The 25689-nt window shown below is 68.0% G+C and carries 20 protein-coding genes and 1 pseudogene; 9 read left to right on the top strand and 12 right to left on the bottom strand.

Annotated features, from left to right (window positions below):
* Positions 1–2 precede the first annotated feature (2 nt).
* From BLV49_RS05880 to BLV49_RS05855, 6 genes are all read left to right on the top strand, one after another.
* Positions 3–1874 (top strand): MBL fold metallo-hydrolase, encoded by a 1872-nt coding sequence (locus tag BLV49_RS05880; RefSeq protein ID WP_091186840.1) that lies wholly within the window; start codon positions 3–5, stop codon positions 1872–1874.
* Positions 1780–2112: a PIN domain-containing protein gene (locus BLV49_RS17365; protein ID WP_342706616.1), complete on the top strand. Its 333-nt coding sequence runs from the start codon at positions 1780–1782 to the stop codon at positions 2110–2112. The genes BLV49_RS05880 and BLV49_RS17365 overlap by 95 nt, the downstream gene beginning before the upstream one ends.
* 111 nt (positions 2113–2223) lie before the next feature.
* Positions 2224–3222 carry an ROK family protein gene (locus BLV49_RS05870; protein WP_091181257.1) on the top strand — a complete coding sequence of 333 codons (999 nt, stop codon included), beginning with the start codon at positions 2224–2226 and terminating at the stop codon, positions 3220–3222.
* Entirely contained in the window at positions 3215–3796 is a 582-nt protein-coding gene (locus BLV49_RS05865) for a D-sedoheptulose-7-phosphate isomerase (RefSeq protein WP_091181253.1), read from the top strand. Before BLV49_RS05870 ends, BLV49_RS05865 begins: the two co-directional genes overlap by 8 nt.
* Positions 3793–6507, top strand: a complete 2715-nt coding sequence (locus BLV49_RS05860) for an alpha-mannosidase (RefSeq protein WP_091181249.1) — start codon at positions 3793–3795, stop codon at positions 6505–6507. The genes BLV49_RS05865 and BLV49_RS05860 overlap by 4 nt, the downstream gene beginning before the upstream one ends.
* Positions 6504–8417, top strand: a complete 1914-nt coding sequence (locus tag BLV49_RS05855; RefSeq protein WP_245723547.1) for a YyaL domain-containing protein — start codon at positions 6504–6506, stop codon at positions 8415–8417. Before BLV49_RS05860 ends, BLV49_RS05855 begins: the two co-directional genes overlap by 4 nt.
* Positions 8418–8505: 88 nt before the next feature.
* Here BLV49_RS05855 and BLV49_RS05850 read toward each other — a convergent pair whose 3' ends face one another.
* The 6 genes from BLV49_RS05850 to BLV49_RS05830 form a co-directional block, all read right to left on the bottom strand.
* Positions 8506–8799, bottom strand: a complete 294-nt coding sequence (locus tag BLV49_RS05850) for a ribbon-helix-helix protein, CopG family (protein WP_091181246.1) — start codon at positions 8797–8799, stop codon at positions 8506–8508.
* 168 nt (positions 8800–8967) lie between these two features.
* The gene (locus tag BLV49_RS05845; protein WP_091181243.1) at positions 8968–9255 is read right to left on the bottom strand and encodes a hypothetical protein; all 288 of its coding nucleotides are present in this window, start codon (positions 9253–9255) and stop codon (positions 8968–8970) included.
* 90 nt (positions 9256–9345) lie between these two features.
* A complete protein-coding gene (locus tag BLV49_RS05840) occupies positions 9346–11097 on the bottom strand; it encodes an ABC transporter ATP-binding protein (protein ID WP_091181238.1) in 1752 nt (583 codons plus the stop codon).
* Positions 11078–12973 (bottom strand): ABC transporter ATP-binding protein, encoded by a 1896-nt coding sequence (locus tag BLV49_RS05835; RefSeq protein WP_091181234.1) that lies wholly within the window; start codon positions 12971–12973, stop codon positions 11078–11080. The genes BLV49_RS05840 and BLV49_RS05835 overlap by 20 nt, the downstream gene beginning before the upstream one ends.
* The gene (locus tag BLV49_RS17155; protein ID WP_245723546.1) at positions 12970–13365 is read right to left on the bottom strand and encodes a hypothetical protein; all 396 of its coding nucleotides are present in this window, start codon (positions 13363–13365) and stop codon (positions 12970–12972) included. Before BLV49_RS17155 ends, BLV49_RS05835 begins: the two co-directional genes overlap by 4 nt.
* Positions 13362–15461, bottom strand: coding sequence for a glycoside hydrolase family 38 N-terminal domain-containing protein (locus BLV49_RS05830; RefSeq protein WP_245723545.1), 2100 nt, complete (start codon positions 15459–15461; stop codon positions 13362–13364). Before BLV49_RS05830 ends, BLV49_RS17155 begins: the two co-directional genes overlap by 4 nt.
* 225 nt (positions 15462–15686) lie before the next feature.
* Between BLV49_RS05830 and BLV49_RS05825 the strand changes: the two genes are divergently transcribed.
* On the top strand, positions 15687–17063 hold the full coding sequence (locus BLV49_RS05825; RefSeq protein ID WP_091181231.1) for an ABC transporter substrate-binding protein: 1377 nt from the start codon (positions 15687–15689) through the stop codon (positions 17061–17063).
* Between the two features lie 86 nt (positions 17064–17149).
* Here the strand turns inward: BLV49_RS05825 and BLV49_RS05820 are convergent, their stop codons facing one another.
* From BLV49_RS05820 to BLV49_RS05805, 4 genes are all read right to left on the bottom strand, one after another.
* Positions 17150–17938 (bottom strand): alpha/beta fold hydrolase, encoded by a 789-nt coding sequence (locus BLV49_RS05820; RefSeq protein ID WP_245723544.1) that lies wholly within the window; start codon positions 17936–17938, stop codon positions 17150–17152.
* 205 nt (positions 17939–18143) lie between these two features.
* The gene (locus BLV49_RS05815) at positions 18144–18479 is read right to left on the bottom strand and encodes an SRPBCC family protein (protein WP_091181226.1); all 336 of its coding nucleotides are present in this window, start codon (positions 18477–18479) and stop codon (positions 18144–18146) included.
* 39 nt (positions 18480–18518) lie between these two features.
* Complete coding sequence (locus tag BLV49_RS05810) at positions 18519–19484, bottom strand: carbohydrate ABC transporter permease (RefSeq protein WP_091181222.1); 966 nt, start codon at positions 19482–19484, stop codon at positions 18519–18521.
* Positions 19484–20416 carry a carbohydrate ABC transporter permease gene (locus BLV49_RS05805; protein WP_091186834.1) on the bottom strand — a complete coding sequence of 311 codons (933 nt, stop codon included), beginning with the start codon at positions 20414–20416 and terminating at the stop codon, positions 19484–19486. The genes BLV49_RS05810 and BLV49_RS05805 overlap by 1 nt, the downstream gene beginning before the upstream one ends.
* Positions 20417–20708: 292 nt before the next feature.
* Here BLV49_RS05805 and BLV49_RS05800 point away from each other — a divergent pair, with 292 nt between their 5' ends.
* A complete protein-coding gene (locus BLV49_RS05800) occupies positions 20709–21764 on the top strand; it encodes a LacI family DNA-binding transcriptional regulator (RefSeq protein WP_091181219.1) in 1056 nt (351 codons plus the stop codon).
* 86 nt (positions 21765–21850) lie between these two features.
* Here BLV49_RS05800 and BLV49_RS05795 read toward each other — a convergent pair.
* Together BLV49_RS05795 and BLV49_RS05790 are read right to left on the bottom strand one after the other, a co-directional pair.
* Positions 21851–22828: pseudogene (locus BLV49_RS05795) on the bottom strand (Gfo/Idh/MocA family protein); the annotation flags it as partial.
* Between the two features lie 45 nt (positions 22829–22873).
* Positions 22874–23872 (bottom strand): Gfo/Idh/MocA family protein, encoded by a 999-nt coding sequence (locus tag BLV49_RS05790; RefSeq protein WP_091181214.1) that lies wholly within the window; start codon positions 23870–23872, stop codon positions 22874–22876.
* A gap of 199 nt (positions 23873–24071) precedes the next feature.
* Here BLV49_RS05790 and BLV49_RS05785 point away from each other — a divergent pair, with 199 nt between their 5' ends.
* Positions 24072–25652, top strand: coding sequence for an FAD-dependent oxidoreductase (locus BLV49_RS05785; RefSeq protein ID WP_091181211.1), 1581 nt, complete (start codon positions 24072–24074; stop codon positions 25650–25652).
* Positions 25653–25689 lie beyond the last annotated feature (37 nt).

Genomic DNA, 25689 nt, shown 5'->3' with positions numbered 1-25689 from the left:
GCATGCCCGCACCACGTGCTGGCGAATACTCCGGCGACGATGTCGTCGAAGTGACCCGCGGCGTCTACCGGGTGGGCGACACGTGCAACGTGTACCTCATCGTCGCCGACGGGTCGCCGTCGGAGGAGCGCACGGCCGTCGCTGTCGACTTCGGCGCCGGGCGCGCCCTCGAGGTTCTCGCCGACCTCGCCATCGACCGGATCACCGACGTCGTCATGACGCATCACCACCGCGATCAGGCGCAGGGGCTCCCGCTCGCCGTTGAGCACGGCGCGCGCGTGCACGTGCCGCCCGTCGAAGTCGAGCTGTTCCGCAACGTCGAGGAGATGTGGGAGACCCGCCCCCTCGACAACGACTACAACCTTCGGCAGGATCGCTTCTCGCTGCTCGAGTCTGTTCCCATCACCGGCGTCGTGCCCGAATACCGGTCCGCCGATTTCGGCGGTGTCACGCTCTACACGCTGCCCACACCGGGCCACACGATCGGCTCCGTGACCTACATCCTCGAGCGCGACGGGCAGCGGATCGGATTCTCCGGTGACCTCATCTACTCCCCCGGCAAGGTCTGGTCACTCGCCGCATCGCAGTGGTCGTACACCGCCCACGAGGGGCCCGCGATAACAGTCCTCAGCTGCTATCTGCTGCAGGACGAGAACCTCAATGCCCTTCTGCCCTCCCATGGCGACACCATGTGGCATCCGGACGACGCGCTCGGCCTGCTCGCCGCTCGCATGCAGTACCACGTCGACTCCCGACGCTGGCACCCGTGGGACCTGCACGACCGGCTGCGCAATCCGTTCATCCAGCTCACCGACCATCTGCTGCTGAACCGGTCGAGTCTTTCGTGCTGCTACATCGTGCTCTCCGACACCGGCGAGGCGCTCATCATCGACTACGGCTATGACATGACGACGGGTCTGCCGACGGGAACCGACCGCGCCGCGCGGCGGCCCTGGCTCGCCTCGCTCCCCGCACTCAAGCGGCAGTTCGGCGTCACGCGCATCGCCGTCGCCCTCACGACGCACTATCACGACGACCACGTCGCGGGTCTCAGCCTGCTGCGAGACGTCGAGGGAACCGAGATCTGGTCGCCCTCGAATGTCGCGCCGATCCTCGACGACCCCTGGAAGTACGACCTTCCCTGCCAGTGGTACGAGCCGATCCACGCCGACCGCGTGCTCCCGACGGATGAGGCCTTCACCTGGCACGAGCACACGATCCGGGTGCACGAGCAGCCCGGCCATACTCTCTTCGCCTCGGCGTTCGAGCTGCACGTCGACGGCGTCACCGTCGTCTTCACGGGCGACCAGCAGGAGAACCTCGGCATCCCCGGGGAACGGCACGAGATCCTCAATTACCAGTACCGCAACCGCTTCCGCATCCACGACTATCGCGCGAGCGCCGAGCTGTACCGCCGCATCGCACCCGGCCTCCTGCTGAGCGGGCACTGGGAGCCGCGCCACGTCGACGACGGCTACCTCGACTATCTGGCGTACGCCGGCGAAGACCTCATCGAGATGCACGAGGCGCTCCTCCCCCTCGACGAGCTCGATCTCGGCGCCGATGGTGTGATGGCGCGGCTCATCCCCTACCGCTCCCGCAGCGCACCGGGGGCCGAGGTCACTTTCACGGCCACCGTGCGCAATCCGCACCACCATGCCGCGACGGCCGTGCTGCGCCCCGTCGTCCCGGCGGGCTGGCAGACGGACGCGGGCGAGACGAGCGTCGACCTCGCAGCCGCCGAGGAACGGGAGGTGTCCATCGTCGTGCGCGCGGGCGATGGACCGGCACGCCGCTGCCGCGTCGCGCTCGACGTCACGATCGGCTCGCTGCGGCTCGGCCAGCACACCGAAGCGCTCGTCGACATCGAGTGATTCGAAATCCTCGACATCCAGGGAACACGTCGATCTGACGCCAGCGGGGGAGGCGCGCGCGCTCGAGGTACAGGCATTGCTCGTCGCGAAGGGCCACCATCGGGCTCCCTCTGTGGGCGACCTGCTCATCGCTGCGACAGCCGAGGCCGCTGGACTGACCGTGCTCCACGTCGATAAGGACTTCGAGCTGATCGCAGACGTGACCGGACAACCTGTCGAGCGCCTTCTCCTGGACTGAACCGGACCAGCGGCCGGAACACGAGCGCCCACGTCTTGGTTGACCCGCCCGCAAAGCACACCCTAGACTGACGTGGGAACGATCCCAGAAATGTCACCTCAAGGGGGAGCAATGACGACAGAGCGACGACGCGTGCTCGCGCTCGACATCGGGGGCACCAAACTCGCCACCGCCGTCGTCACGTCCGACGGGGAGACTCACGGCATGCTCGTGGAGCCGACACGTCGCGAGGAGGGACCGGACTCCGTCATTTCCCGGCTTTTCGCGCTCGGAGAGCGCTCTATCGTCGCGGCGGGCCTCGGTCCCGTCGACGCCGTCGGCATCTCCTGCGGCGGCCCGCTCGACGCGAAGAGGGGTGTCCTGCTCAGCCCACTGCACCTCCCCGGCTGGGATCACGTGCCGATCTCGGCGCTCGCACACGAGCGATTCAATGCTCCAGCCGTGCTTGAGAACGATGCCACATCATCCGCTCTCGGCGAGTTCCGCTTCGGCCGCGGACGAGGCGCATCGACAATGCTGTACCTCACGGTCTCGACGGGAATCGGCGGGGGAGCGATCGTGGGAGGCGCACTGCACCGGGGAGCTGCGAACAACGGCGGAGAGTACGGTCACATCCTCGTGCGCTCCAACGGGCGGCTGTGCAAATGCGGGCGTCTCGGCTGCCTTGAGGCCTATGCGTCGGGCACGTCGATCGCCGAACGAGCGCGCGAAGCCGTCGACGAGCGCGGCGGCGACTCCGCGCTCGCGGACCTGCCCACGATCCGGGCCGAAGACGTGTCGGCGGCGGCGCACGCGGGAGACCCGCTCGCCCGGCAGATCTGGGCGGAGACAACGCACATGCTCGGCATCGCGGTGACGGACCTCGTGAACATCCTGGAGCCGGAACTCGTCGTTCTCGGCGGGGGAGTGACCCGCGCCGGCTCCGCCTTCATCGATCCGATCCGCGAGGCCGTGCTCCGTGAGGCGATGCCTCCCGCGGCGGCCGCGGTGAGAATCGAACTCGCGCAACTCGGTGACGCGGTAGGCGTCGTCGGCGCGGGCGCCGTCGCCCTCGAGAGCGTCCCGGGAGCTGGAGAAGCACCGGGCGCGGAGGAGGTCGCCCATGTCTGACTGGATGCGCGATCAGCTCGACACGCACGTCAACACCGCGACCGGCATGACCGCGCTGCTGCCGACCGTCCGCCGGGTCGGCGAAGCGCTGTGCCGCGCGTACGCCGCCGACCACCGCCTCTACACGTTCGGCAACGGCGGAAGCGCCGCCGACGCCCAGCACTTCTCGGGCGAGATCATCGGCCACTACAAGCGCGACCGCCGTCCGCTCGGGGCCGTCACCCTGAGCACCGACCCCACGGTGATGACCTGCATCGCGAACGACTACTCCTACGACGATGTCTTCGCCCGCCAGGTCGAAGCCCTCGCACGCCCCGGCGACATGGTGGCCGGATTCACGACGAGCGGCTCCTCGCCCAACGTCGTGAGCGGTCTGCAACGCGCGAAGCAGAACGGCGCGACGACGGTGCTGTTCGGCGGTGGCGACGGCGGTGCCGCGCGCGAATTCGCCGACTATTCCCTCATCGTGCCCTCGCAGATCACCGCGCGCATCCAAGAGATGCACACGCTCATGCTGCACCTGATATCCGAGCTCGTCGACAGCTGGGCTGCCGGCGAAGGAGAGAGAGAATGACCCGAAAGGCCCCCGTCGCGAACGCACCCGCCGGAGACCAGCCCGCCGATCTGCCGCGAGGCGAACGCCCGCGCGCGACCCCGGATCGCACCCTCTACATGATCGGCAACGCTCACCTCGACCCGGTGTGGCTCTGGCCCTGGCAAGAGGGCTACCAGGAAGCCCGCGCCACCTTCTGGTCGGCGATCCAGCGCATGGACGAGTACCCCGACTTCATCTTCACGTGCGACCAGATGGTGCTGCTCAGCTGGGTCGAGGAATCCGATCCCGAGCTGTTCGAGCGCATCCGGCAGCGTGAGGCCGAGGGGCGCTGGGTGAACGTGGGCGGCTGGTGGGTCGAGCCCGACTGCAACATGCCGATGGGGGAGAGCTTCGCCCGCCAGGGCCTCTACGGTCAGCGGTACCTGCAGTCCCGTTTTGGTCGCACGGCGACCGTCGGCATGAATGTCGACCCGTTCGGGCACAACGTCATGCTTCCGCAGATCCTCCGCGGCCACGGCATGGACGCGTACACGTTCATGCGCCCCGGCCCGCACGAGAGCGACTTCGACGACAGCCTCTTCTGGTGGGAGGCTCCCGACGGCAGCCGCGTGCTCGGCTACCGCATCCCGTTCGAGTACGGCAGCCCGCCCGGCTCGGTCGACGGCCAGGTCGACAAGGCCCTCGGAAACTTCGACAAGTCCCTCGGCGACGCCATGATCTTCTATGGTGTGGGAAACCACGGCGGCGGCCCGACGAAGGCGAACATCGAGTCGATCCACCGCTACGACCGGATGGGCTCGTTCGGAAGGATGATCATGGCCTCTCCCCGTGAGTACTTCGACGAGATGCTCGGCCGGGGCGAGGCGTTCCTCGACGCCCTCGGCGTGCGCCGCGACGACCTGCAGCATCACGCGCCGGGCTGCTACTCCGCCCACTCGGGCATCAAGGCGTGGCAGCGTCGCGCCCAGCACGCCGTGTTGAACGCGGAACGCTGGGCCGCCGTCACAGCGTTGCGTGACGGCATCCGATACCCGAGAGAAGAGCTCGAGACGGCGTGGAAGCAAGTGCTCTTCAACCAGTTCCACGACGTGCTGCCCGGCTCGGCCATCGAGCCCGCCTACGACGACGCGCGCGACCAGCTCGGCGAGGCCACCTCGATCGCGAAGCGCATCATCGTGCGAGCGCACAACACGATCGCCCGGCAAGTCGACGTGCCGTTCGAGGACGGCACGCAGCCGGTTCTCGTGTTCAACCAGCACCCGTGGCCCGTCACGGCGGACGTCGTGCTCAACTACGGTTCGCTGCGCGGGGGAGTGCACGTTGTGGATGCCGCCGGCTCCCCCGTTCTCGTGCAGCACATGCAGTCCGTCGCGACGACGAGCGACACGAGCAGGGGAGCCCTCGCGTTCCGCGCCGACGTGCCGGCGCTCGGCTACCGGCTGTACCGGATGCGGCCGGGACCGGCCCCGCACGGGGCGCTCGAATCCACGAGCCTGCGTGTCGACGAGCACGTCATCGAGAACGACCTGGTGCGCATCGAGCTCGACCCGCGGACCGGCTGGATCCGCTCGTATCTGGACAAGGCGACGGGCGTCGACGTGATGGCGGGAACGGATGCCGCGAGCCACACGCAGGTGTGCGAGGACCCGACCGACACGTGGGGGCACCGCGTGATCTCGTACGCGTGGCCCGGCGATCCCATGCCGCTGTCGCGCATCGTCGTGCGCGAGACCGGGCCGCTCCGCTCCCGCGTGCGCGTCGAGCGCGCGTGGGGAGCCTCGACGCTCAGCGAGGAGCTCATCCTCGACCACGACCAGGCGGTGCTGCGCGTGGAGGTCACGCTCGACTGGCGTGAGGAGGCCCACTTGCTCAAGCTGCGGTTCCCCGTCGCGGTGAGCGATCCCCGCACGACGTTCGGCATCCCCTACGGCCACCTCGAGCGCCCCACGGACGGTGCCGAGGAGCCCGCGCAGTCCTGGGTCGACCTCAGCGGCAGCGTCGACGGTCGCCCGGCCGGCCTCACCGTCGTCGCCGCGCACAAGCACGCGTTCGACTCTTCCCCGGCCGAGGAGGGCGGGCAGCCGAGCATCGGCATCACCGCCGCGCGCAGCCCCGTCTACGCGTGGCACGACCCGCGGCTGCTCGACCCCGACGGCGTATACAGCTTCCAGGATCAGGGCATCCAGCGCTTCAGCTACGAGCTCGTCCCGCACGGCGGCGACTGGCGCGACGTCGACCCGGCCAGGCGCGCGGCCCTTCTCGAGTCGCCCGTTCGCGCCATGCTCGAGTCCTCGCACGGCGGCGTGCTTCCCGCCGAGCATTCATTCGCCTCCGATACCGGCGGGGCCGTCATGGTCACCGCCGTCAAGGGAAGCGAAGACGAGACGGATGCCGCCGGCGGCGCCGATCTCATCGTGCGGGCGGTCGAGACCCGCGGCGAGAGCGCACGCTGCAGCATCGAGCTCCCGCTCGTCGGCCGCGTCATCGACGCGGACTTCGGGCCGAGCCAGGTGCGCACGTTCCGCATCCCCCGCGACCCCGACGCGGAGGTGACCACCGTCGATCTCGTCGAGTGGCCCATCGAGGGGTCGCCCGTGACCGTGAGCCGCTTCGAGGCGCCGGAGTCTGGCACGACAGACAGCGTCTCTCCGAAGCCGCGCACGGGTAGCGAGGACCTCAGCAACGCGCACTTCCGCGCGAGCTCGAACGAGGGACACGACCGGCCGTGACCGCGACCGCCGCGACCGACCGCCCGCCGCTTGAGGTGACGGTCGTCGACGCGGCCGACCGGGTGCTGACAGAGCGGTTCGACGTGGAGACCGTGTGGCAGGGCGCCGAGGCGGGGTCCGGGTGGCGCGTGCTCGTGCGGCTGCGCCACACGGGAGACACGGCTGCCGCGGCATCCGTTCGCGTGTCGTGCGCTCTCGGCGCCTCGACTGATCCGTGGTGGCTCATTCCCGGCGCGTTCTACGGCGAGAACCGGCCCGCCGCGAACACGCGCGCGTTTCCCCGCTTCGAGATCGGCGCCGACTCGGCCGCCGACGCCGAGCTGCTCGTCAGCAGCGCGTGGGAGTTTCGCGCCGACCGGGCCGCGACGCCGGCCGTGTTCGCGTGGCCCGACCCCGGGGCCGCGGGCCTGGCCCTCGCCGCCGACGAGCGGTCGCCGCTCGGTCTCACGGGAGTCGGCTTCGCCCACGACGCCGCGACGGGAACGGCGCGCATCCACGTGCGGTTCCCGTTCCGCGAGTCGCCCGTCACCTACTACGGCGACGAGCGTCCGCGCGACCCCGAGAGCGAGACGTTCACCTTCGAGCCCGGAACCGCCGTGGAGCTCACGGTGCGCGTGTTCGCGCTCGAAGCCGATCGGCACTCCTACGCGCCCACGCTGCGGACGCTGCACGCCGAATCCGTCCCGACCGCGCCGCTTCGCCCGTGGGTCGACGTCCCGACGGCGGCGGAGCTCGCCGCCGAGGGGCTGCACGACTGGCACTACGACCCCGATCCGGGCGTGCTGCTCGAGACCGTGGGATTCGATCGCGGAGTCACGGGCCGCGACGGCCTCAGCGTCGACCGGCAGGCGATGCACGTCGGCTGGATCAGCGGCATCCCGTGGGCGTACGCGCTCCTACGGCACGGGCTCCGCACGGGGAACGCCAAGCACGCGGATGCCGCCAGACGGGTGCTCGACTTCGTCGCCGCGAACCTCTCGCCCTCCGGCACCTTCTGGGGCGTCTGGTACCGAGACTCGGGCTGGTCGACGAGCTGGACGCCCATTCCGAACGGGCTGCACGCTCGAACGCTCGGGGAGGCGACGCTGTTTCTCGTGCGGGCGCTCGCTCTCGAGCCCGAGCACGCGGGCTGGGCGGATGCCGCACGCTCGAACCTCGACGCGATGCTGCGCCGACAGCGACCCGACGGCAACCTGGGGGCCGTGCACGACGCGACGACGGGCGAAGTGCTGTCGTGGGAGGGCGCTTCGGCGCTCACCTGGATCCCGGCGCTCGTCGCGGCGCGCGACTGGGACGAGCGCTGCCTGCCCGCCGCAGAGCAGGCGGGGGAGTACTACGCCCGCTTCGTCGACAGCGAGTTCATCCACGGCGCCCCCGAGGATGTCGACCTCGCGCCCACCTCGGAGGACGGCTACGCCGCCGTCATGGCGTACCTGGCGCTGTTCGAGGCGACGGGCGCCGACCGCTGGCTCGATCTCGCGCGCCGCGCCGCCGACTGGATGCTGACCTTCCGCTACAGCTACAACGTTGACTTCGACCCGCGAACCCTGCTCGGCGTCTACCAGTTCGCCTCCCGAGGCGCTGACCAGGCGTCTCCGTCGAACCAGCACCTGCACGCGTACGGGCTCATCTGCACGCGCGAGCTGCGGATGCTGTCGGCAGCGCTCGGCGATCCGCACTATGCGGAGCGCGCCGACGAGACGCTCGCGTGCTTTCGGCAGTTCATCGCCCGCTGCGACGGCGACTTCAACGCGTACCGCGGCATGGTGAGCGAGCGCTTCTACCAGACGTACTGCTTCCAGCCGAAGGGAATGCTGCTCACCCTCTCGCACGCGTGGAGCGTTGGCGTGCTGCTTCTCGCCTGCGAACAGTCGCTCGATGAGGGCCCGGCGCCGCGATGGTTCCTTTAGCGGCGGCGGGCACTCTTGATGCGTCACAAGATGATGAGGGCCGCTCGTGCGGCAGGGCCCCCATTTACACAAGCGTGGCCGCGCATTTTCAGGCGGCAGCGTGTGCCCACTCGGCGAGTGCGGCGCGGATTGCCTCTGAGCGGGTGCGGTGCTCGCGCTCGGCTCGTGCCATGACTGCTGCCAACTCGGACTCGCTCAGACGCACGGTGATCGCTCGTGATGGCTCATCGGTTCGAGACGGTCGACCGGGCGAGCGAAACGTTGCCCCAGGAAACTGGTCCTCGGCGTTCTTCACGAGGCGTGCAATCACTTCCTCGGTGATGTCCACCCCGCCGATTTCACCATAGGAGCCGTTCACCGGCTTCGCGATGTTGTCGTTCATGTCAGCCTCTTGGAGCACCTGCCACGGCCGATCCTTTTTCGTACACAAAACTAGCAGTTTTTCGTACACAAAACTAGACCCGGTGGCGCGACGCGGAACCCGTGGCGCGAGCGGATCGATCGACGCGGCGACTCGGCTCTACGCGGCGCCCGCCGAATGCTGACTGCGCTACGCGTGTCCGGGCGGGGCGTGCGGATTCTCCGGCGGCACGGGAGACGCTGAATCGAGGGTCATCTTGCGCGTGACGCCGGAGATGCGCACTTGCGTGTAGTTCTCGGCCGCGGAGGCGTCGACCTCGACGGGTTCGTCGTTCACGCGTCCCGCGGCGAGCGCGGACAAGTAGCGTACGGCTGCGCCCGCGACGGCGACGACAGCGCCCGTGCAGGCGACGGCGGACCCGACGAGCGCCCAGCCCCAGATGAGCCGCGCCTGCTGCTCGCGGTCACGTACCGACATGGCGGACCTCCCGTTGGCCTTTGTGTAACGACACGCTACGCGGCATCCGGAACCGGGGGATAGGGGTTGCGCACGGGGCGGAAGTGCCGCTCATGCGTGCCCGCTCTCCTCGTGGTGCCACGACGTCCACAACGCCGCGTACTCGCCGCCGGCGGTCACGAGCTCGTCGTGGCTGCCGAGTTCGACGATCGAGCCGTCCTGCACCACGGCGATCCGGTCCGCGTCGTGCGCCGTGTGCAGGCGGTGAGCGATCGCGACGACAGTGCGGCCATGGAGCACGCGGTTCATGGCGGTCTCGAGGTCTCGCGCGGCGTTCGGGTCGAGAAGCGACGTCGCTTCGTCGAGGATGAGCGTCTGCGGATCGAGCAGAACGAGTCGGGCGAGCGCTATCTGCTGCGCCTGAGCGGGAGTGAGGACGACTCCGCCCGAGCCCACCTTCGTGCGAAGCCCCGCCGGCATCGCGCGCACCCAGCCGAGCGCCCCGACGACCTCGAGCGCACTCTCGAGCGCCGCCCGGTCCGCTCGGGGTGCGGCGAGCCTCAGGTTGTCGGCGAGCGTTCCGACGAACACATGGTGCTCTTGCGTCACGAGGGCGACGTGGGAGCGGAGCCGCTCGAGGGGAAGGCTCGTGAGGTCGACGCCGCCGACGGTGACGTGCCCGCTCGTCGGGCCGTTGATGCCGGCGAGCATGCGGGCAAGTGTCGACTTGCCCGAGCCGGACGGCCCCACGATCGCAAGTCGCTCACCCTCGGCGAGCACGAGCGTGATTCCGTGCAGCACCTCGACTCCCGACCGGTACGCGTAGCGGACGTCGTCGGCGATGAGCTGCTCGTCGACGGGCTCCTCGTCGCTCGCCTCGCGGTCGGGAGGGACGTCGCCGACGCCGATGATGCGGGAGAGCGCCGTCGTGCCCACCTGGATCTCGTCCATCCAGCGGATGAGTTCGCCGACGGGTGAGGACAGCTGCATCGCGTAGAGCGCGATCGTCGTCACGGCGCCGATCGACGTGACGCCCGTCGTCGTCAGGAAGGCGCCCCACGCGACGACAGCGACGACGGGGATGAGGAACGCCATGTCCGTCGACGGGAACCACACTGTCCGCAGCCCCAGCGTGTAGCGCTCCGCGTCACGGCGCTCGAGCAGGGCCTTGTCGATCTTCGAACGCTGCACCGCGGCGAGATTGAGCGCGTCGATCGTCCTCGCTCCCTCCACGGTCTCGCTGATGGCGCCGGCGAGACGCGCATACGAGGCGAGCTGACGCTGGTAGCCCGGGCCCGAGCGGCGCAAGTACCAGCGGGTCGTCACGACGAGCAGCGGGACGCCGATGAACAGGGCAGGAGCGATCGCCGGGCCCGTCACGAACGCGGCGACGACGGTGAGGATCACCGTCACGCTCGCGACAAGGATGCGCGGAACGCCGAATCGCACTGTCGCCTGCACGCTCTCGATGTCGTTCGTCGTGCGCGCCAGCAGGTCCCCCGTGCCGGCGCTCTCGACAGTGGAGAGGGGCAGGTGGCCGACGATTCGCATGAACTCCTCACGCAGCGCGGCGAACACCGTCTCGCCGAGCACCATCGCCTGCCACTGGGCGAAGCGCGTCACGAGACCCTGGCACACGACGGCGGCGATGAGCACGAGCGCCATGATGTCGACGGTCGTTCCGGTCGCGTTCCCGTTCGTCATTGCGTCGATGATGCGCCCGATGAGCCACGGTCCGACGAGACCGAACAAGGCCGCGAACGTGTGCAGCACGACAACGACGACGAGGGCCGTCCTGTGCTCCTTGACGAGGCGCAGCGCCGTCGATCGGACGGTTGCGGTGTCAGCGATCGGCAGAAGCATCGTCGTCTCCCCTCTCTCGCCGGGGCTTCGCGGTGCGGATCGCCCCGGTTTCGACCGCGTCGGTCCACAAGGCGTCGATCGAACCGGTCCACGCTTCGTCGAGCTCGCCGGCGTCGACTGGTTCCGCCGCGCTCGTCGTGCGCGCCACGACCGAGCGGTAGAGGTCGCCGACGTCGTCGTCGCGCCGCATGAGCTCGCCGTGGGTGCCGCGACCGATGACAGAGCCGCGGCGCATGACCTCGATGTCGTCCATGTGGTCGAGCAGAAGCGGGCTCTCGGTAACGATCACCGTCGTGCGTCCCGCCCGAGCGCGTCGCAGCCGCTCCGAGATCAGTGCCTCTGTGTGCGAGTCGACCGCGCTCGTCGGCTCGATGAGCACGAGCACTTCGGCGTCGGTGATGAGCGCTCGCGCGAGACTGAGTCGCTGCCGTTGACCGCCGGAGAACGAGCGGCCGCGCTCGGCGACCGTCTCCGACAGCCCCTCGGGAAGCGCGTCCACCGTCTCCGTCGCTGCCGCCGCGTCAAGCGCCGTGCGCACGCGACGAATCTGTCCGGTCTGAGTCGACCGCAGATCAGGATCGCGCAGCGGGAGGATGTCGAGGCTCTCCAGAAGCGGGCCGCCGAAGATCTGCGGGTTGGCGCCGCTCACGACGATGCGCCGACGCACTTCAGACACCGGCAGTCGCGTGTGCTCGACGCCTCCCCAGAGAACGGGCGCGTCCTCGTGCAGCGTGTCGTCGAATCGGCCGAGGCGCGTCGCTACCGCTGCCGCGGTGTCGGGGTCGACGTCGACGACGCCCGTGAACAGGCCGGGCCGGACCGTGAGCCCCGAGGCCACGTCGACGAGCTCCGAGCCGGCAGGCGGCGGGGGAGCTGGCTCGTCGGGATCGCTCGTCGCCCGCTCGATGCGCAGCACCGCGAGAATGCGCTGCCCGGCGACGATCCCTCGTGCGAACGCCTGCGCCGCCTCCACTCCGGTGCGCAGCGGAATGGTCAGGAACACGGCGTAACCGTAGAACGCGACGAGCTCTCCGGCCGAGATCGCTCCGGAGAGCACGAGGTGCGCCCCGAACCAGACGATGAAGGCGAGGAACGCGCCGGGGAGCACGACCTGGAGGCCGTCGAGCCATGACTGCATGCGGGCGACGCGCACGCCCGCCTTCCGCACTTTCTGCGAGCGCGCGGCGTAGCGCTCCACGAACTCGTCTTCGCCGCCGATGCCGCGCAGCACGCGAAGCCCCGCGACAGTGTCAGCGCCGAGTGTCGTGAGAAGGCCTGTCTGCTTGCGCCAGCCCGCCTGCCGCTTGTGCAGGGGCTTGATGACCAGGCCGAGCAGTGCGCCTAGAACGGGGACGCCGATGAGCACGACGAGGCCTAGCGGGACGGAGGTCGTGAGCATGATCACCGAGACGACGAGGTAGGCGATGATGCCGCCGCTCAAGCGCGCCGTCACATCGAACATCTCACCGAGGCGCAGCGCGTCCGACGACACCGTCGCCACGATCTCGCCCGAGGCCGTCGTCGCGGTTATCGCGTTCCCCGTGTCGGCGGAGTGATGCCCGATCACTCGGGAGACCCCGAGCGAGGACCGCAGCCAGTTCGACACCGCCATGCGGTGTCGCATCATCCCGGACGCCGCCTGCACGCACGCGACGAGAAGAAGCGCAAGGCACCACGCGAGAACCGCGACTTGACCGCCGTCGATCCCCTCGTCGATCGCCCGGCCGAGCAAGTACGGCCACACGGCCTGGCACAGCATCCAGATGACGCCGAACACGACCCCTCCGACGAGAGTCTTCGGCTGGCGGCTCGCCTGCCAGAGCAGGAACCTGCCGACCGATTCGACGGGCGGCCGATCTCGATTCTTCGCACTCATCGTTCTCGTCGCAGCATCACGTCCGCCGTTCCGAGCGCCGGAATCGCCACGCCGCCGTCACCCCCTTCGGTGTGGACCGGGTGTCCGCGCCAGCGCACGTGCGCCGTGATCGGACGATCGGAGACGTTGCGCAGTCGCGCTCGCACGACGTGGTCGCCGACCGGCCGCAGCTCGCACAGCACCTCATCGGCCGGCTCGACGCTCAGTCCGTTCGCCGGTTCGGCGCTGAAGGGCCCGCGGTACTGGCGAGCCTGCAGCGGCTCGGCGAGGTCGCGGCCGAAGACCCTGACCTCTTGTCGCGACACCGGCCGCTCGCGCGGAGCGAACCGGTAGCGGAAGGTGCGGTTCACGTCCTGCCGCGCCTGGAAGTTCGTGAAGTGCAGATTGTTCATGATCCAGCTGTTGACGTGACCGACAGGAGCATCGAGCGTGCGCGCCCACTGCCCCGTGTGGAATCCGCCGAGTTGCACGAGCGGAGCATCGAAGCTGCCCCACAGGATGCCGCCCTGCGCACCGCGCACGCCGAGGGCGTGTTGAATCGAGTACCAGTCCGCGCTCGTGTCCGGCAGTTGCTCGGCACCGGCGACATAGACGGCGCCGGCGGTCTCGAGAAGGAACTCGGGCGAGTTCTCGGCGAACGGGAAGGCGACGAACACGCTCTCGGGGCGAAGGACTCCGGCTTCGCGATGTGCACGTCGTAGTCGACAAGCTCCGTCCCGGCGTACAGCACGAGCGTCCCTCTCGCGTCGAGCAGGCCCGGAACGCTCGTCGTCCAGCTGATCTCGGTGGCAGTGTCCGTCTCGGTGATGACCGGCTCGTCGGCGCCCGTCGCGACCGTGCGCTCGAAGTCGGGCCCCGGGTCCTCCGGGTGGAAGTCCTTGGGGCTGCGCGTCACCATCGGGTGCGTGCTCGTCGAGGGCACCGTCTCGCACACGACGGCGCCAAGCGCGTGTGCGGCACTGCTGTCGACGAGCTCGCGCCCCGTGCGCTTGTCGAGGAGCGAGACGACACCTCCGGCCGCCGGATCGACCTCGACGCGGTAGCGTGCGGTCTCGATGACGCGACCGCGCCGCTGCTCGTGAGCGGCATCCGGAGTCTGAAGAAGGGACAGACCGAACGGAGGGACTGTCGCGACGACACGCACACGGCGTGCGCCGTCGATCTCGGCGGCTATCGGCTCCGTTCGCTCGCGCTCGCTCGGGTTGAAGACGAGGATGCCGCTCGCACGCACGTCGCCCGGCGCGTGCTCGCTGCCGGCCGCCGCGAGCCGGTACAGTCCCTCGATGGCGAGATCGCGCGCGTGGTCGAAGGCGTCATAGGCGAAACCGGCCTTGGCGTTCCAGTGCGAGTGGCTCAGGTTCGAGTGCGGCTTGGAGTAGGTCTCCCAGGATCCCCACGTGTGCTCGCCGAAGAGCAGCAGCTGCTCGTCGACGTGCGCGAGGTCGTCGAGAAGCTCGGCGGGGGAGCGCAGCAGCACCGGCCCGCGGCGGTAGCCGAGCACCGTGGCGAGCGCCGGCGTTCCGGTGCCGTCGAGCAGTACGAGGGCGTGCGAGGCCTGGGCGGCACGCGCGAACGAGCGCGCTTCACGGTAGACCGCGACTTCGCGCGCCGTGGAACCGTGACCGTGCGCCCACCAGTCCGACCACTCGCCGCGGTACACGGGAAGACCGGCCGAAGCAGGGTGACCCTGCAGCACGTCGAGCGCGTCGTCGATCGTCGCCGTGCGCATCGGCACGTCCGGATGCCGCTCGTTCCAGTGCCGCACGATGTCGAGGTGGGCGGTCGTCGGCCAGCGGTTGTCGTTGCCGGCGTGCACGACGACGGAGTCGAACGGGTAGTCGTCGCGCTTCTCGAGCTCGTCGACGAACGCGCGGATTCTGCGCTCGGCCAGATCACAGTCGCCGTCAACGATTCCCCACTCCTCGCCATAGCCATAGTGGGTCGAGAGCAGTGTGAACAGCCGTTCGCCGCTCGGGCCCTCCCACCAGAACGCGCTCGGCTGCGGGAAGGGGGCGCGCCCGTGGTCGGGGTTGAGCGCCATCACGAGCCGTTCGATGCCGGCCCGCCGCATCGCCGGGATCGTGCCCCACGCGATGCCGTTGACGTCGCCGTGCTGCTCGGTGCGCACGGGAATCCCGGCCGCGGCGAAGGCGCTGAGCGCGTCGTACGCGGTCTCGAACTCCCAGGTCGAGGGCAGCTGCGTCATGTTGAGGTAACCGCCGGTGACTGCGATGTCACCCGCGCGGACCTGGCGGCGCAGGCGCGCGACGTCGTCGGCGCTCGCGTGGGCGAGGAAGCGCAGCACGGGACGAGAGACCTCGAACGTCCACCGAAACCGGTCGGGTCCTTGGCCCGGGGAGGCATCGCAGAGCGACAGAACCTCCGAGACGATGCGCTCGTGCTGGCGATCGATGATGCGGGGGCTGTTCGTGTAGCCGACGTCGTGGTGGGTGTGCGCGACAAGCAGAAGCTGTCGAATGCGCGACATAGCTCTCTCTTCCCTGTGGCATCGTTGCCAGAAACGAGCCTATCGGCTGCTCAGTGGCGAAGACAAGGTTCAATAACGGTTCGGCCACGGACGGGGGACGACCCGCCCTCAACCCCTTGTTTCTCGCGACAAGCTGGGCTAGTTTGCGTGTGGAAAGGATTCCACATTTCTGCACTCTCGGGCGGCTGGCGATGATGCTCGTCGCACTACTAAAAGGAGATTCACATGAAGAAGAGGCAGTTGACACTCCTTGCCGTCACCGCCGCAGCCTCCATGGTTGTGCTCGCAGGGTGCGGCAGCGGCGGAGGCGGCGGGACGGAGGCTGAGTCCGCGGACTTCACGACGAGCCCTTCCGGCACGCTGAACGCGTGGGGCTTCGACAACGCCGACGAGGTCGGCACCTCGCGACTCGACTATGCGAAGGAGCAGCTGAAGGACGTCGACATCAAGATCGACCAGACGGCCTTCGACGCGCAGAAGTTCACGACGCGCGCGGCGAGCGGCAAGGTGCCCGACGTCGTGCAGATGGACAGGCGCTTCGTCGCGACCTACGCGGCGCAGGGCCTCATCATGCCGCTCGACAAGTGCTATTCGGCGCACAGCGCAAAGCCGACCGACCTCTATTACCAGTCGGTCGTCGACGACATCACGTTCGACGGCAAGGTGTGGGCCGTTCCGCAGTTCTACCAGCCGCCGGCGATCATCCTCAACAAGCGGGTGATGGATGCCGCGGGCGTCACGGCCGACCAGATCGACACCTCGAAGCCTGACGTCCTGCTCGACGCGATCGGCAAGATGTACAAGGAGAGCGGCGGCAACCCCTCCGTTCTCGGCTTTGACCCGGTCTCGACCGGCCAAGGCGGCCTCTGGGTCCTCGGCCTCGGCGGGCAGCTGACCGACAGCGACGGCAAGCCGACGCTTGACGACCCGAAGAACGAGAAGGCGCTCGACCTGCTCAAGAAGATCAACGACGCGCAGGGTGGATACGCGAAGGTGAAGAGCTTCACCGACACGTTCGACACCTTCGGTGACAAGAACCAGTACGTCACCGACCAGGTCGGCGCACAGGTGAACGCGCAGTGGTACGTCAACGTGCTCACCCCCTACATCGACAAGGTCGACATCGGCGCCGTTCCGTTCAAGGACAGCGACGGCCAGCCTTTCGCGGTCGCGAGCGGCACGTCCTTCGTGATCCCGACGGGCGCGAAGAACGCTGACGCCGCGTGTGCGTGGGCTCTCGACCTCACGTCGCAAGACGCGTGGATGGCGGCGGCCGCAGCTCGGAACAAGACGATCGAGAGCACGCCTGGCGCGATCAACACCGGCCTCTTCACGGGGTCGCCGAAGGCCGATCAGGCTATTCGCGAGAAGTACGTGAAGAAGAGCGGAAACGAGGGATTCGACCAGACGATCGCGACGTTCTACGACGTTGTGAACTCGGGCAAGTCGTTCGGTGCCTCTCCGGCGGGCCAGTCGATTGAGAACGAGATGAACAATGCGATCTCATCCACGCTTCTCGGCGACAAGTCGGCGAAGCAGGCTCTAGCCGAGGCGCAGAAGGCCGCACAGCGCGCCTACGACAACGCCATGGCTGGCAAGTAGCCTCCCTAACGGGGATGGGCGGTCCTTCGGGACCGCCCATTTTCGTTGCGCCGTGAGCCGAGCGGACGCCGGCCCGGGGCGTCGCTTCACTCGGGATTGTGTCCTGTGGCCGGTCGAGCGAACTCGGCGATGGCAGCCGTGACCGTGTCGGAGATCGTCGGGCCGAAGTGACCCTCGTCATCAACGATGACGAGCCTGCTCGCCGGCCACCTCTTATGAAGTTCCCAAGGAACGGAAAGCACGGAACTGACATCCAGGCGGCCGTGCACGAGAACAGCAGGAATGTGCGCGATCCGCTCTAAAGCACCGACGATGCCGGGCGGGTCGACGAACGCAGCGTGCTTCCAGTTATGAATGACGAGGGTCGCCAGAAGCAGACGCGTCGCCTCGTCTTCGAAGCGCGGATCGGGTCTGCTCGACGGAGCGAGCGAAACATGGGCGTCTTCCCAGACGCACCATGCGTGAGCCGCGGCCGCGCGAACAGCGGGGTCTGGATCGGTGATCCTCTCGTAGTAGGCGTCAATGAGCCGCTCGCCCTGACGCGCGCCCGAGGCCCTGGCGAACTCATCCCATTCCCGGGGAAACAGATGGCGCAGATCCTGCGTGATCCATTCCACTTCCGATCGGCTTGTGGTCGTGACCGCTCCAAGAACGATTTCGGTCACTCTATGGGGATGCTCCTCGGCATACGCTAGAGCCAACGTCGAACCCCACGACAGGCCGACAACCAGCCACTCTCCGACCCCCACATGCTGTCGCAGTCTTTCGAGATCTCGGATGAGACCCTGTGTCGTGTTCGTGCGAAGTCTTGCGACGTCCTCACTGGCAAGAGGCCGGCTGCGCCCGCAGCCTCGCTGATCCAGCGAGACGACCATGTACTCGTCAGGATCGAAGTAGCTGCGGTGATGGGTTCCGATTCCCGAGCCGGGCCCCCATGGAGAAATAGCGCGGGCTTCCCCTGCGGGTTGCCCCAACATTCCCAATAGATCTCATTGTCCTGGTCCACCTCAAGCAGACCGCTGAGGAACGGCTCCGTCACAGAGGCACTGTACCGCGGGAGCATTTATGCCGGGGGGTCCCTCAGATCAGGGCCGAGATGAGCACGGCGTTTCGCGAGGCGACGAGGCGGCGAAGGTACGGCACAAGGATGAGCCGTTCTGCGAGCCGGCCGAGAAGGGGAGATCCGAGAGTGATGGTGTCGGTCATTCGCGAGCCGCCGGGAAGCTGCTCGAACGAGTGCTCGTGCACAAAGACCGTGAACGGGCCCTTGACCTGTTCATCGACGAAGCGGATCGGCCGCTCGAGCGCGGTGATCCTCGAGGTCATCGTGAACCAGATCCCGAAGTGGCGCGCGCGCCACGTCACGCTCTCGGCGTCGGCCGAGCATTCGGTGATGAGCGTGAAGGTCGATGCCACGACCCCATCTTGCCGTGGAGGCGATGCCGGAGCGCGACCTTATCCCTTTCGACCCTGGGTGGCGACGCCTTCGATGAAGTACCGCTGGCCGAAGGCGAAGATAATGAGCATCGGCAGCGTGACGAGCAGCGAGGCGACCATGACGTACTGGTAGTCACCGTGTCCGCCGTTCGTGGGGCTGTACTTCGTCATCGCATAAGCGATACCGAGCGGGGCCGTGAATTCGTCCACGCTACCCGCGTTCAGGTAGATCAGTGCCGCCTGCAGGTTGTTCCAACTGGCCTGGAATTCGAAGATGAACACGATGATGAACGAGGGAATCGACAGCGGCATCGCGATGCGGCGGAACAGCCCCCAATAGCTCGCGCCGTCGATGCGCGCCGCTTCGAACAGCTCTCTCGGCAGGCCGAGGAAGAACTGTCTCTGCAGGAAGATGTAGAAGGCAGAACCGAACAGATTCATTCCCCACAAGGGCACCCACGTGCCGACGAGGTGCAGTTGGTTCCAGATCAGGTACTGCGGCACCATGGTGACGGCGCCGGGCAGCATCATCGTGGCGAGCACGAGTCCGAACAGGATGCCGCGGCCGGGGAACTTGAAGTACGCGAAGCCGAACGCGACCACCGAGCTCGAGATGGCCACGGTTCCCGCCGCGAGAACGGCGATGGCGACGCTCGTGTACATCCAGTTGAGCAGAGGCAGCTGGTTCCAGACCTCGACGTAGTTCTCGGGCACGAACGTCTTCGGTATGAGGGCGTTGTCGAAGACCTGCCCGCGCGGTTTGAGGCTGGCGGCGAGGAGCCAGACGAACGGGTACAGGAACATCAGGGCGAAGCCGACGAGGACGATCCAGAGGATGACCTTGCCGATGACGCTCCGCGGCTTGTACCAGCGGCTCGACTTCTGCGGCTTTCCGGGCCCCCTCGGGCGGTCCGGCACGTCAGTCGTGGCTTCTGCGGTTGTCTGCGACTGCACGTTGGCGGCCGCCGATGATCCGATGGACATCAGTCGTTGTCCCCTTCGTAGTAGACGAACCGTCTGCCGAACCTCATCTGCACGAACGTGATGATCATGATGATGACGAACAGGAGCCACGCCATGGCCGAGGCGAATCCGAAGTTGAACTGGCGGAACGCCTGGATGAACAGGTAGACGGCGTAGAAGAGCGACGACTCAGGTGACGCGTTCGACTGGTCGCGCCAGAACAGCAGGTACGCCTGGTCGAAGGTCTGCAGCGCCGCGATCGAGAGCACGATGACGTTGAAGAACATGGCACCGGAGATCATCGGGAGCGTGATCGTGAAGAACTGCCTCACGGGGCCCGCGCCGTCGAGGGAGGCGACCTCGTACAGGTCTCGCGGCACGTTCTTGATCGCGGCGAGGAAGATCACCATCGTGCCGCTGACCGTCCACAACGTCATGATCACGATCGCGGGCTTGACCCAGAACGGATCGAGGAGCCATTGCGGGCCCGGGATGCCGAACAGGCCGAGGAAGTTGTTTATCGCTCCCGTGTTGCCGTTGAGCAGAAGGAGGAAGATCGATGCTGTTGCGACGGTCGGCGTCATCTTCGGCAGGTAGTACAGCGTGCGGAACACGCCGGCTCCGCGGCTCACCTTGTCGAGGAGCATGGCGAGGAAGAGCGCGAAGATGATCTCCCCGGGAACGGCCATGAGCGCGTACAGGAGCGTGTTGCTCAGCGACGTCATGACCTTCGGATCCTGGAACAGCTCCGCGTAGTTCGCGAACCCAACGGGAATCGCTGTGTTCGTCGCGAGCCGGTAGTTGCTGAACGAGATCACGAGGCTGTAGATCATCGCGCCGAGCGTGAAGATGAGGAAGCCGATGATCCACGGGGTGATGAAGAGATAGCCGGCTATGGCCTCTCTCTTGTTGTACTTGACCTTCACGCGCTTCTTGCGGCCCTGGTCGCCCATGACGAGCAGCTTCGTCTCGCTCGGCTTGCCCTTTATCGTCATCGCACCCCTCCACTGGGAGAAGCCCTTGCGAAACCGACTGCCGCGGTGCCTGCCGTCTGCGAGCGCTACTCACCATCGAGTTGTGGCATCGTTACCACATAACTGGGACTATAGGGGCTGGAGAAGGCTACCGCAAGCGTCTACGTGACAGCCTGGTGCACTGGTACGATGCCTGCCGCGCTCCTCCGCTAGTCTGTGGAAGTCGAGGTGGGTACGTTCCCGCTTCACCGATCGTGCGTGAAGGAGTCCGATGAGCGAAAGCACACCCCGTTCCACGGGGCAGCGACGTGCGACCCTCAAGGACGTCGCTCGACTCGCCGGCGTCTCCCAGTCGACAACCTCCCGCGCGCTGAGCGGTGAGGGCTACGTCGCCGCGGCGGCCCGGCAGCGGGTGCTCGCCGCCGCTGAGGAACTCGGCTACGTGCCGCACGCCATGGCCCGCAGTCTCCGCAAGCAGGAGAACCGCTCGATCGGCGTCATCGTCTCCGATCTGCGCAATACGTTCTACGCGGACCTCGCCGCGGGAGTCTCGAGCCGTGCCCGCAGCCGCGGTTACACGATGCTTCTCGTCGACGACGAAGGGCTGCTCGACGAGGAGCTCAGCGCCGCGCGCGCGTTCGTGGCGACGCGCACGGCCGGCGTCATCGTGACGCCCCTGTCCGCCGAAGTGTCCGAGTTCCTCCTCAAGCAAGACACGCCCGTCGTCGAAGTGGACCGTCAGTTCGCGCCTCACGAGTGCGACGGCGTCGTCATCGACAACGCCAACGTGTCGCGCCGCGTCACCGACTATCTCGTGGGTCTCGGCCACCGCCGCATCGCGCTGCTCATCGACGAGACCGGCTGGACGACGGGCAGCGAGCGGTTCGCGGGATACCAGCGGTCGCTCGAGGATGCCGGCATCGACGTCGATCCCTCACTCGTCGTCTCGGCGGGCTGGAGCGTCGACGCCGCGCGGCAGGCCGCCGTGAACGCCTTGGCGCGACGCGACCCGCCCACGGCGCTGTTCGCGGCGAACAACCTGCTCGCGGAGGGCGCCTGGCGCGCCGCGGGGGACCTCGGCATGCGCATCCCGAGCGATATCAGCATCGTCTCGTTCGACGACGCTCGCTGGATGACGATGGTGAGCCCCGGCGTCACGACAGTCGCCCAAGACGCCTTCGCGCTCGGCGAGACCGCGATGGACCGCCTGCTCGAGCGCATCGAGAACCCCGAGGCCGAGCCCTCGACGATCGTGCTCGACGCGCAGCTTCTGCCGCGCGGCTCGACCGCTGGGCCGCGCGGCTCGACCGCTGGGCCGCGCGCGTAGCCGCTACGACACGTCGGCGAGCACCTGCTCCCCGGAGCCTCCTCGGGAAGCGGCGTGTCCTCGGCCCGGATGACCGGCACGAACGCTCCCGTGCGTGCCGACTCGTAGGCGGCGAGGATCATGCCGAGCACCTCGATCCCCTCCTTGTGGGTGTGGATCGGCCGGGTGCCGTTCCGGATGCTGTCGGCGAAGTGCTCCACCTCGGCGGCGAACTCGTGGACCTCGTCGAACTCGACGGTCACGGCATCCGCCCCCCTCAACCGGTAGCTGAGGCTTCGACCGTCGCTGTGCATCGAACCGAGCTCGCCGACGACCGAGAAGCGCTCGGTGTTCGCGGCGGGCTCGTACGCCCAGCTCGTGACGATCGTGCCCACCACGCCGTTGTCGAAGCGCACGAGCACGTTGGCGGAGTCCTCGCCCTCCATGAAGGCGAGTCGGTGGCGACTCAGCATCGCGACCGCCTCTGTCGGCACGCCGCCCGCGAGGTGGAGGAGCAGGTAGGCCGGGTGGTAGCCCGTGTCGATGAGCTCACCGCCGCCGCTCGTGCGAGCGTCGGCGCGCCAGCCCATGCTCTCGGGCGTGAAGTCGTTGAAGAAGCTGTCGGTCGTGCGCACTTCGTAGACCTGTCCGAGCAGGCCGGCCTCGAGCAGGCGCTTGGCCTCGGCGACAGCCGGCAGGAACAGCTGGTTGTGGGCGCACATGACGGTGACGCCGGATGCCGCGACGGCGGCGGAGACCTCGACCGCCTCGTCGGCGTTGAGGCACAGCGGCTTCTCGCACAGCACGTGCTTGCCCGCCCGGGCGGCGGCCACGATGGCGTCCTTGTGCAAGTGGTGGGGGAGGCAGATGTCGACGGCGTCGATGTCGGCTTCGGCGATCATCTGGTTGTAGTCGGCGTAGACGATCGCGCCCGTGCCGGCGGCGCGCGCCTCGGCGTTCGCCGTCACGGGGTCCGCGACGGCGGCGAAGACGACGGTGTCGGGGTTTCGCTTGTAGCCGGCCACGTGGGCTCCGGCGATGCCGCCGGCGCCGATGAGTCCGATTCGGAGGGGATTGGGGGACATGGTGCTCAGCTCCTTGGGGGGTTGCTGTGTTTCGGATTGTTCGGGTTATTCGGGTGGGAGGGACACGGTCGTCCCCGTTGCGGCAGCCTCGTTCGCTGCGACGATCAGGCGGGTGAGCTCGACGGCCGCACGCTGGTTCTCCGTGGGCGTCGTCCCGGCGGCGATGTGCTCGAGCCACTGTTCGAACGGCGAGGCCGCGGCGGGATCGAGCGTCACCTCCTGCCAGGCGTCCGGGTCGAGCCGGCTGCTCTTCACGCGCATGCGCTCGTCGCCGAAGCCGTACAGCAGGGCGCCTTCGGTTCCGCGAAGTTCGAGTGCGAAGGCTCCGGGGGTCGTGACGAAGCTCGCTTCGAACACCGCGAGTGCACCGTTCCCGTAGCGGGACGTCGCGACGGCGTTGTCTTCGACCTCCCGGCCGGTGACCGACGAGTACTGTGCGGTCACGGCATCCGGTCTGGCGCCGAAGAAGAGCTGTGTGAGGTACGCGGGGTGGCAGCCGAGGTCGGAGAGCGCCCCGCCGATCGCCGCGGTTCGATCGGCGAACCGCTCGGGCAGCCAGTCGTGGATCCAGCCGTCGTGCGCCATTCGGACGCGCCCGTAGGTGAGATCACCGAGCGCGCCGTCGGCGATGAGGCGGCGCGCCGTGATCGTCGTGGACTCCGTGAGGCGGGGGAGCGAGACCACGAGAACGGCACCGTTCCGGCGGGCGCAGGCGAGGATCTCCTCGCACTCGTCGACGCTCGGCGCGAGCAGCTTCTCGGTGAAGATGTGCTTGCCGTGCGAAGCGGCTTTCATCATGACGTCGTGGTGCTCGTTCGTCGCAGTCGTCACGGTGACGGCGTCGATGTCCCCGCGGGCGAGGAGCTCGTCAAGGTCGGCGACGAAGGGCACGCCGAGGTCTGCCGCGGCGTGCCTGCCGCGTTCCGCGTCCGGATCCCACACGGCGGCGAGGCTGGTGTCGGGGTGCTCGCGAACCGCTTTCGCATAGTCGGCGGCGTGGACGTGCCAGAAGCCGAGAACCGCGACGGAGAGCGTTCGGGTCATAGGTCAATACACCTTTGTGGTATCGATGTCAGGTACTTGACGATGACCATATCTTCTGCTTCTCAAGCAGCGCCACTACTCCTTCGGGGGTGTCTCGGGAAATTTTCAGCCGAAGTCGCCCTGTGGAGGGCGATTCTCTGGCATCGTTCCCAGAAGAGGGCATACTGCCAGGGGAGTCCGCCATCAGTGAGGAGACCGGATGCCGACTGATGATTCGCGCACGCACGAACTGTCGTCGGCGACAGAGGTCGACGTCGTGGTCTATGGCGCAACCTCGGCTGGAGTCTGCGCGGCGGTGGCCGCGGCCCAGCGCGGCGCCCGCACGGTTCTCGTCGAACCCGGCCGGCATCTCGGCGGGATGACGAGCGGCGGCCTCGGTTACACGGACATCGGCGATGCGCGCGTGCTCGGCGGCGCTGCCGCGCGGTTTCGCCACGATGTCGCGGAACACTACGGGGTCGCGGCCGGTCGCTATGCGGGACCGGAACCACATGTCGCCGAGGCAATATTCGAGCGCTGGCTGCTCGAGGCGCACGTCGAGGTCGTGTTCGGCGAGCGCCTCACTGCGGCGCTCGTATCCGCCGGGCGCATCGAGGAGGTGGAGTTCTCGTCGGGGCTGCGGCTGCGCGCCAACGTCTGCATCGACGCGAGCTATGAGGGCGACCTTCTCGCGGCCGCCGGAGTCCCGTCGGCGGTTGGCCGCGAAGACCGCGCTCTCTACGGCGAGACCTTCGCCGGGCGCCGCGAGCTCCTGCCCGGTCGGCACACGATGCCGCCGTGGATCTCCCCGTTCGCCGACGACCCCTCCGGCCTGACTGTCGGCTCCCTGCTTCCGCAGATCAAACCGGAGCCGCTCGCCCGCGTCGGCGAAGGCGATGGCGGCGTCATGTCCTACGGCTATCGGGTCTGCCTCACCCGCGCGGCGGATCGCATTCCGTTCGAGCGGCCGCCCGGGTACTCCGAGGAGTACTGGGAGCTTGGCCGGCGTCTGTTCGCGCACTGGGCGTCGAGGGGCGTCGATGTCGCCGCGGGCGAGCTGATCGGGCTGGCCCAGAACCTGCCGGGGGAGAAGTGCGACGGCAATTCTCTCGGCCCGTTCTCGCTGAGCGTGCTCGACGGCTCGGCCTGGCGGTACCCGCTCGCCTCGGCGCAGGAGCGAGAGCGCATTCGGGAACATCACTTGTCGCACGCGGCCGGGTTCCTCTGGTTCCTCAGCACCGATCCGTCCGTGCCGTCAGCGGTGCGCACCGAGATGAGCCGCTGGGGGCTGCCGCGGGACGAGTTCGCCGACAGCGTTCACCTTCCGCACCAGCTCTACGTGCGCGAGGCGCGGCGAATGATCGGCTCACGCGTGCTGACGGAGCATGACCTCCTTCACTCCACGCGACACCCGGACACCGTGGCGATGGGCTCGTACCACATCGACATCCGCGAAGTTCAGCGCGCCTGGACCTGGGTGTACGAGCATCCTCGACCCCGGGGAATGGTGGTGACCGAAGGCTACCTCTCGGTTCCCGTGCAGCCGTACGAGATCCCCTATCGCTGTCTCATCCCCCGCGAGGAGCACTGCACAAACCTGATCGTTCCCGTGTGCGTCTCCGCGTCGCACGTCGCGTTCTCGTCGGTCCGCATGGAAGTGCAGTACCAGATGCTCGGACACGCGGCTGGCGTAGCCGCCGCGCTCTGCTGCGCGACCGACACGATAGTGCAGGGAGTCGACGTCGGCAGGCTGCGCGAGCAGCTCGCCGGCGATGGCCAGGTTCTCGCTCTTCCCGCGTGAGCGATGAACGGCGCGCCTCTTACACTGGTGAAGCGCG

It is taken from the genome of Paramicrobacterium humi, from assembly GCF_900105715.1.
In the GTDB taxonomy this organism is placed as follows: domain Bacteria; phylum Actinomycetota; class Actinomycetes; order Actinomycetales; family Microbacteriaceae; genus Paramicrobacterium; species Paramicrobacterium humi.
Note: the sequence above shows the minus strand (reverse complement) of the source record. Positions and strands in the feature narration are given on the sequence as shown.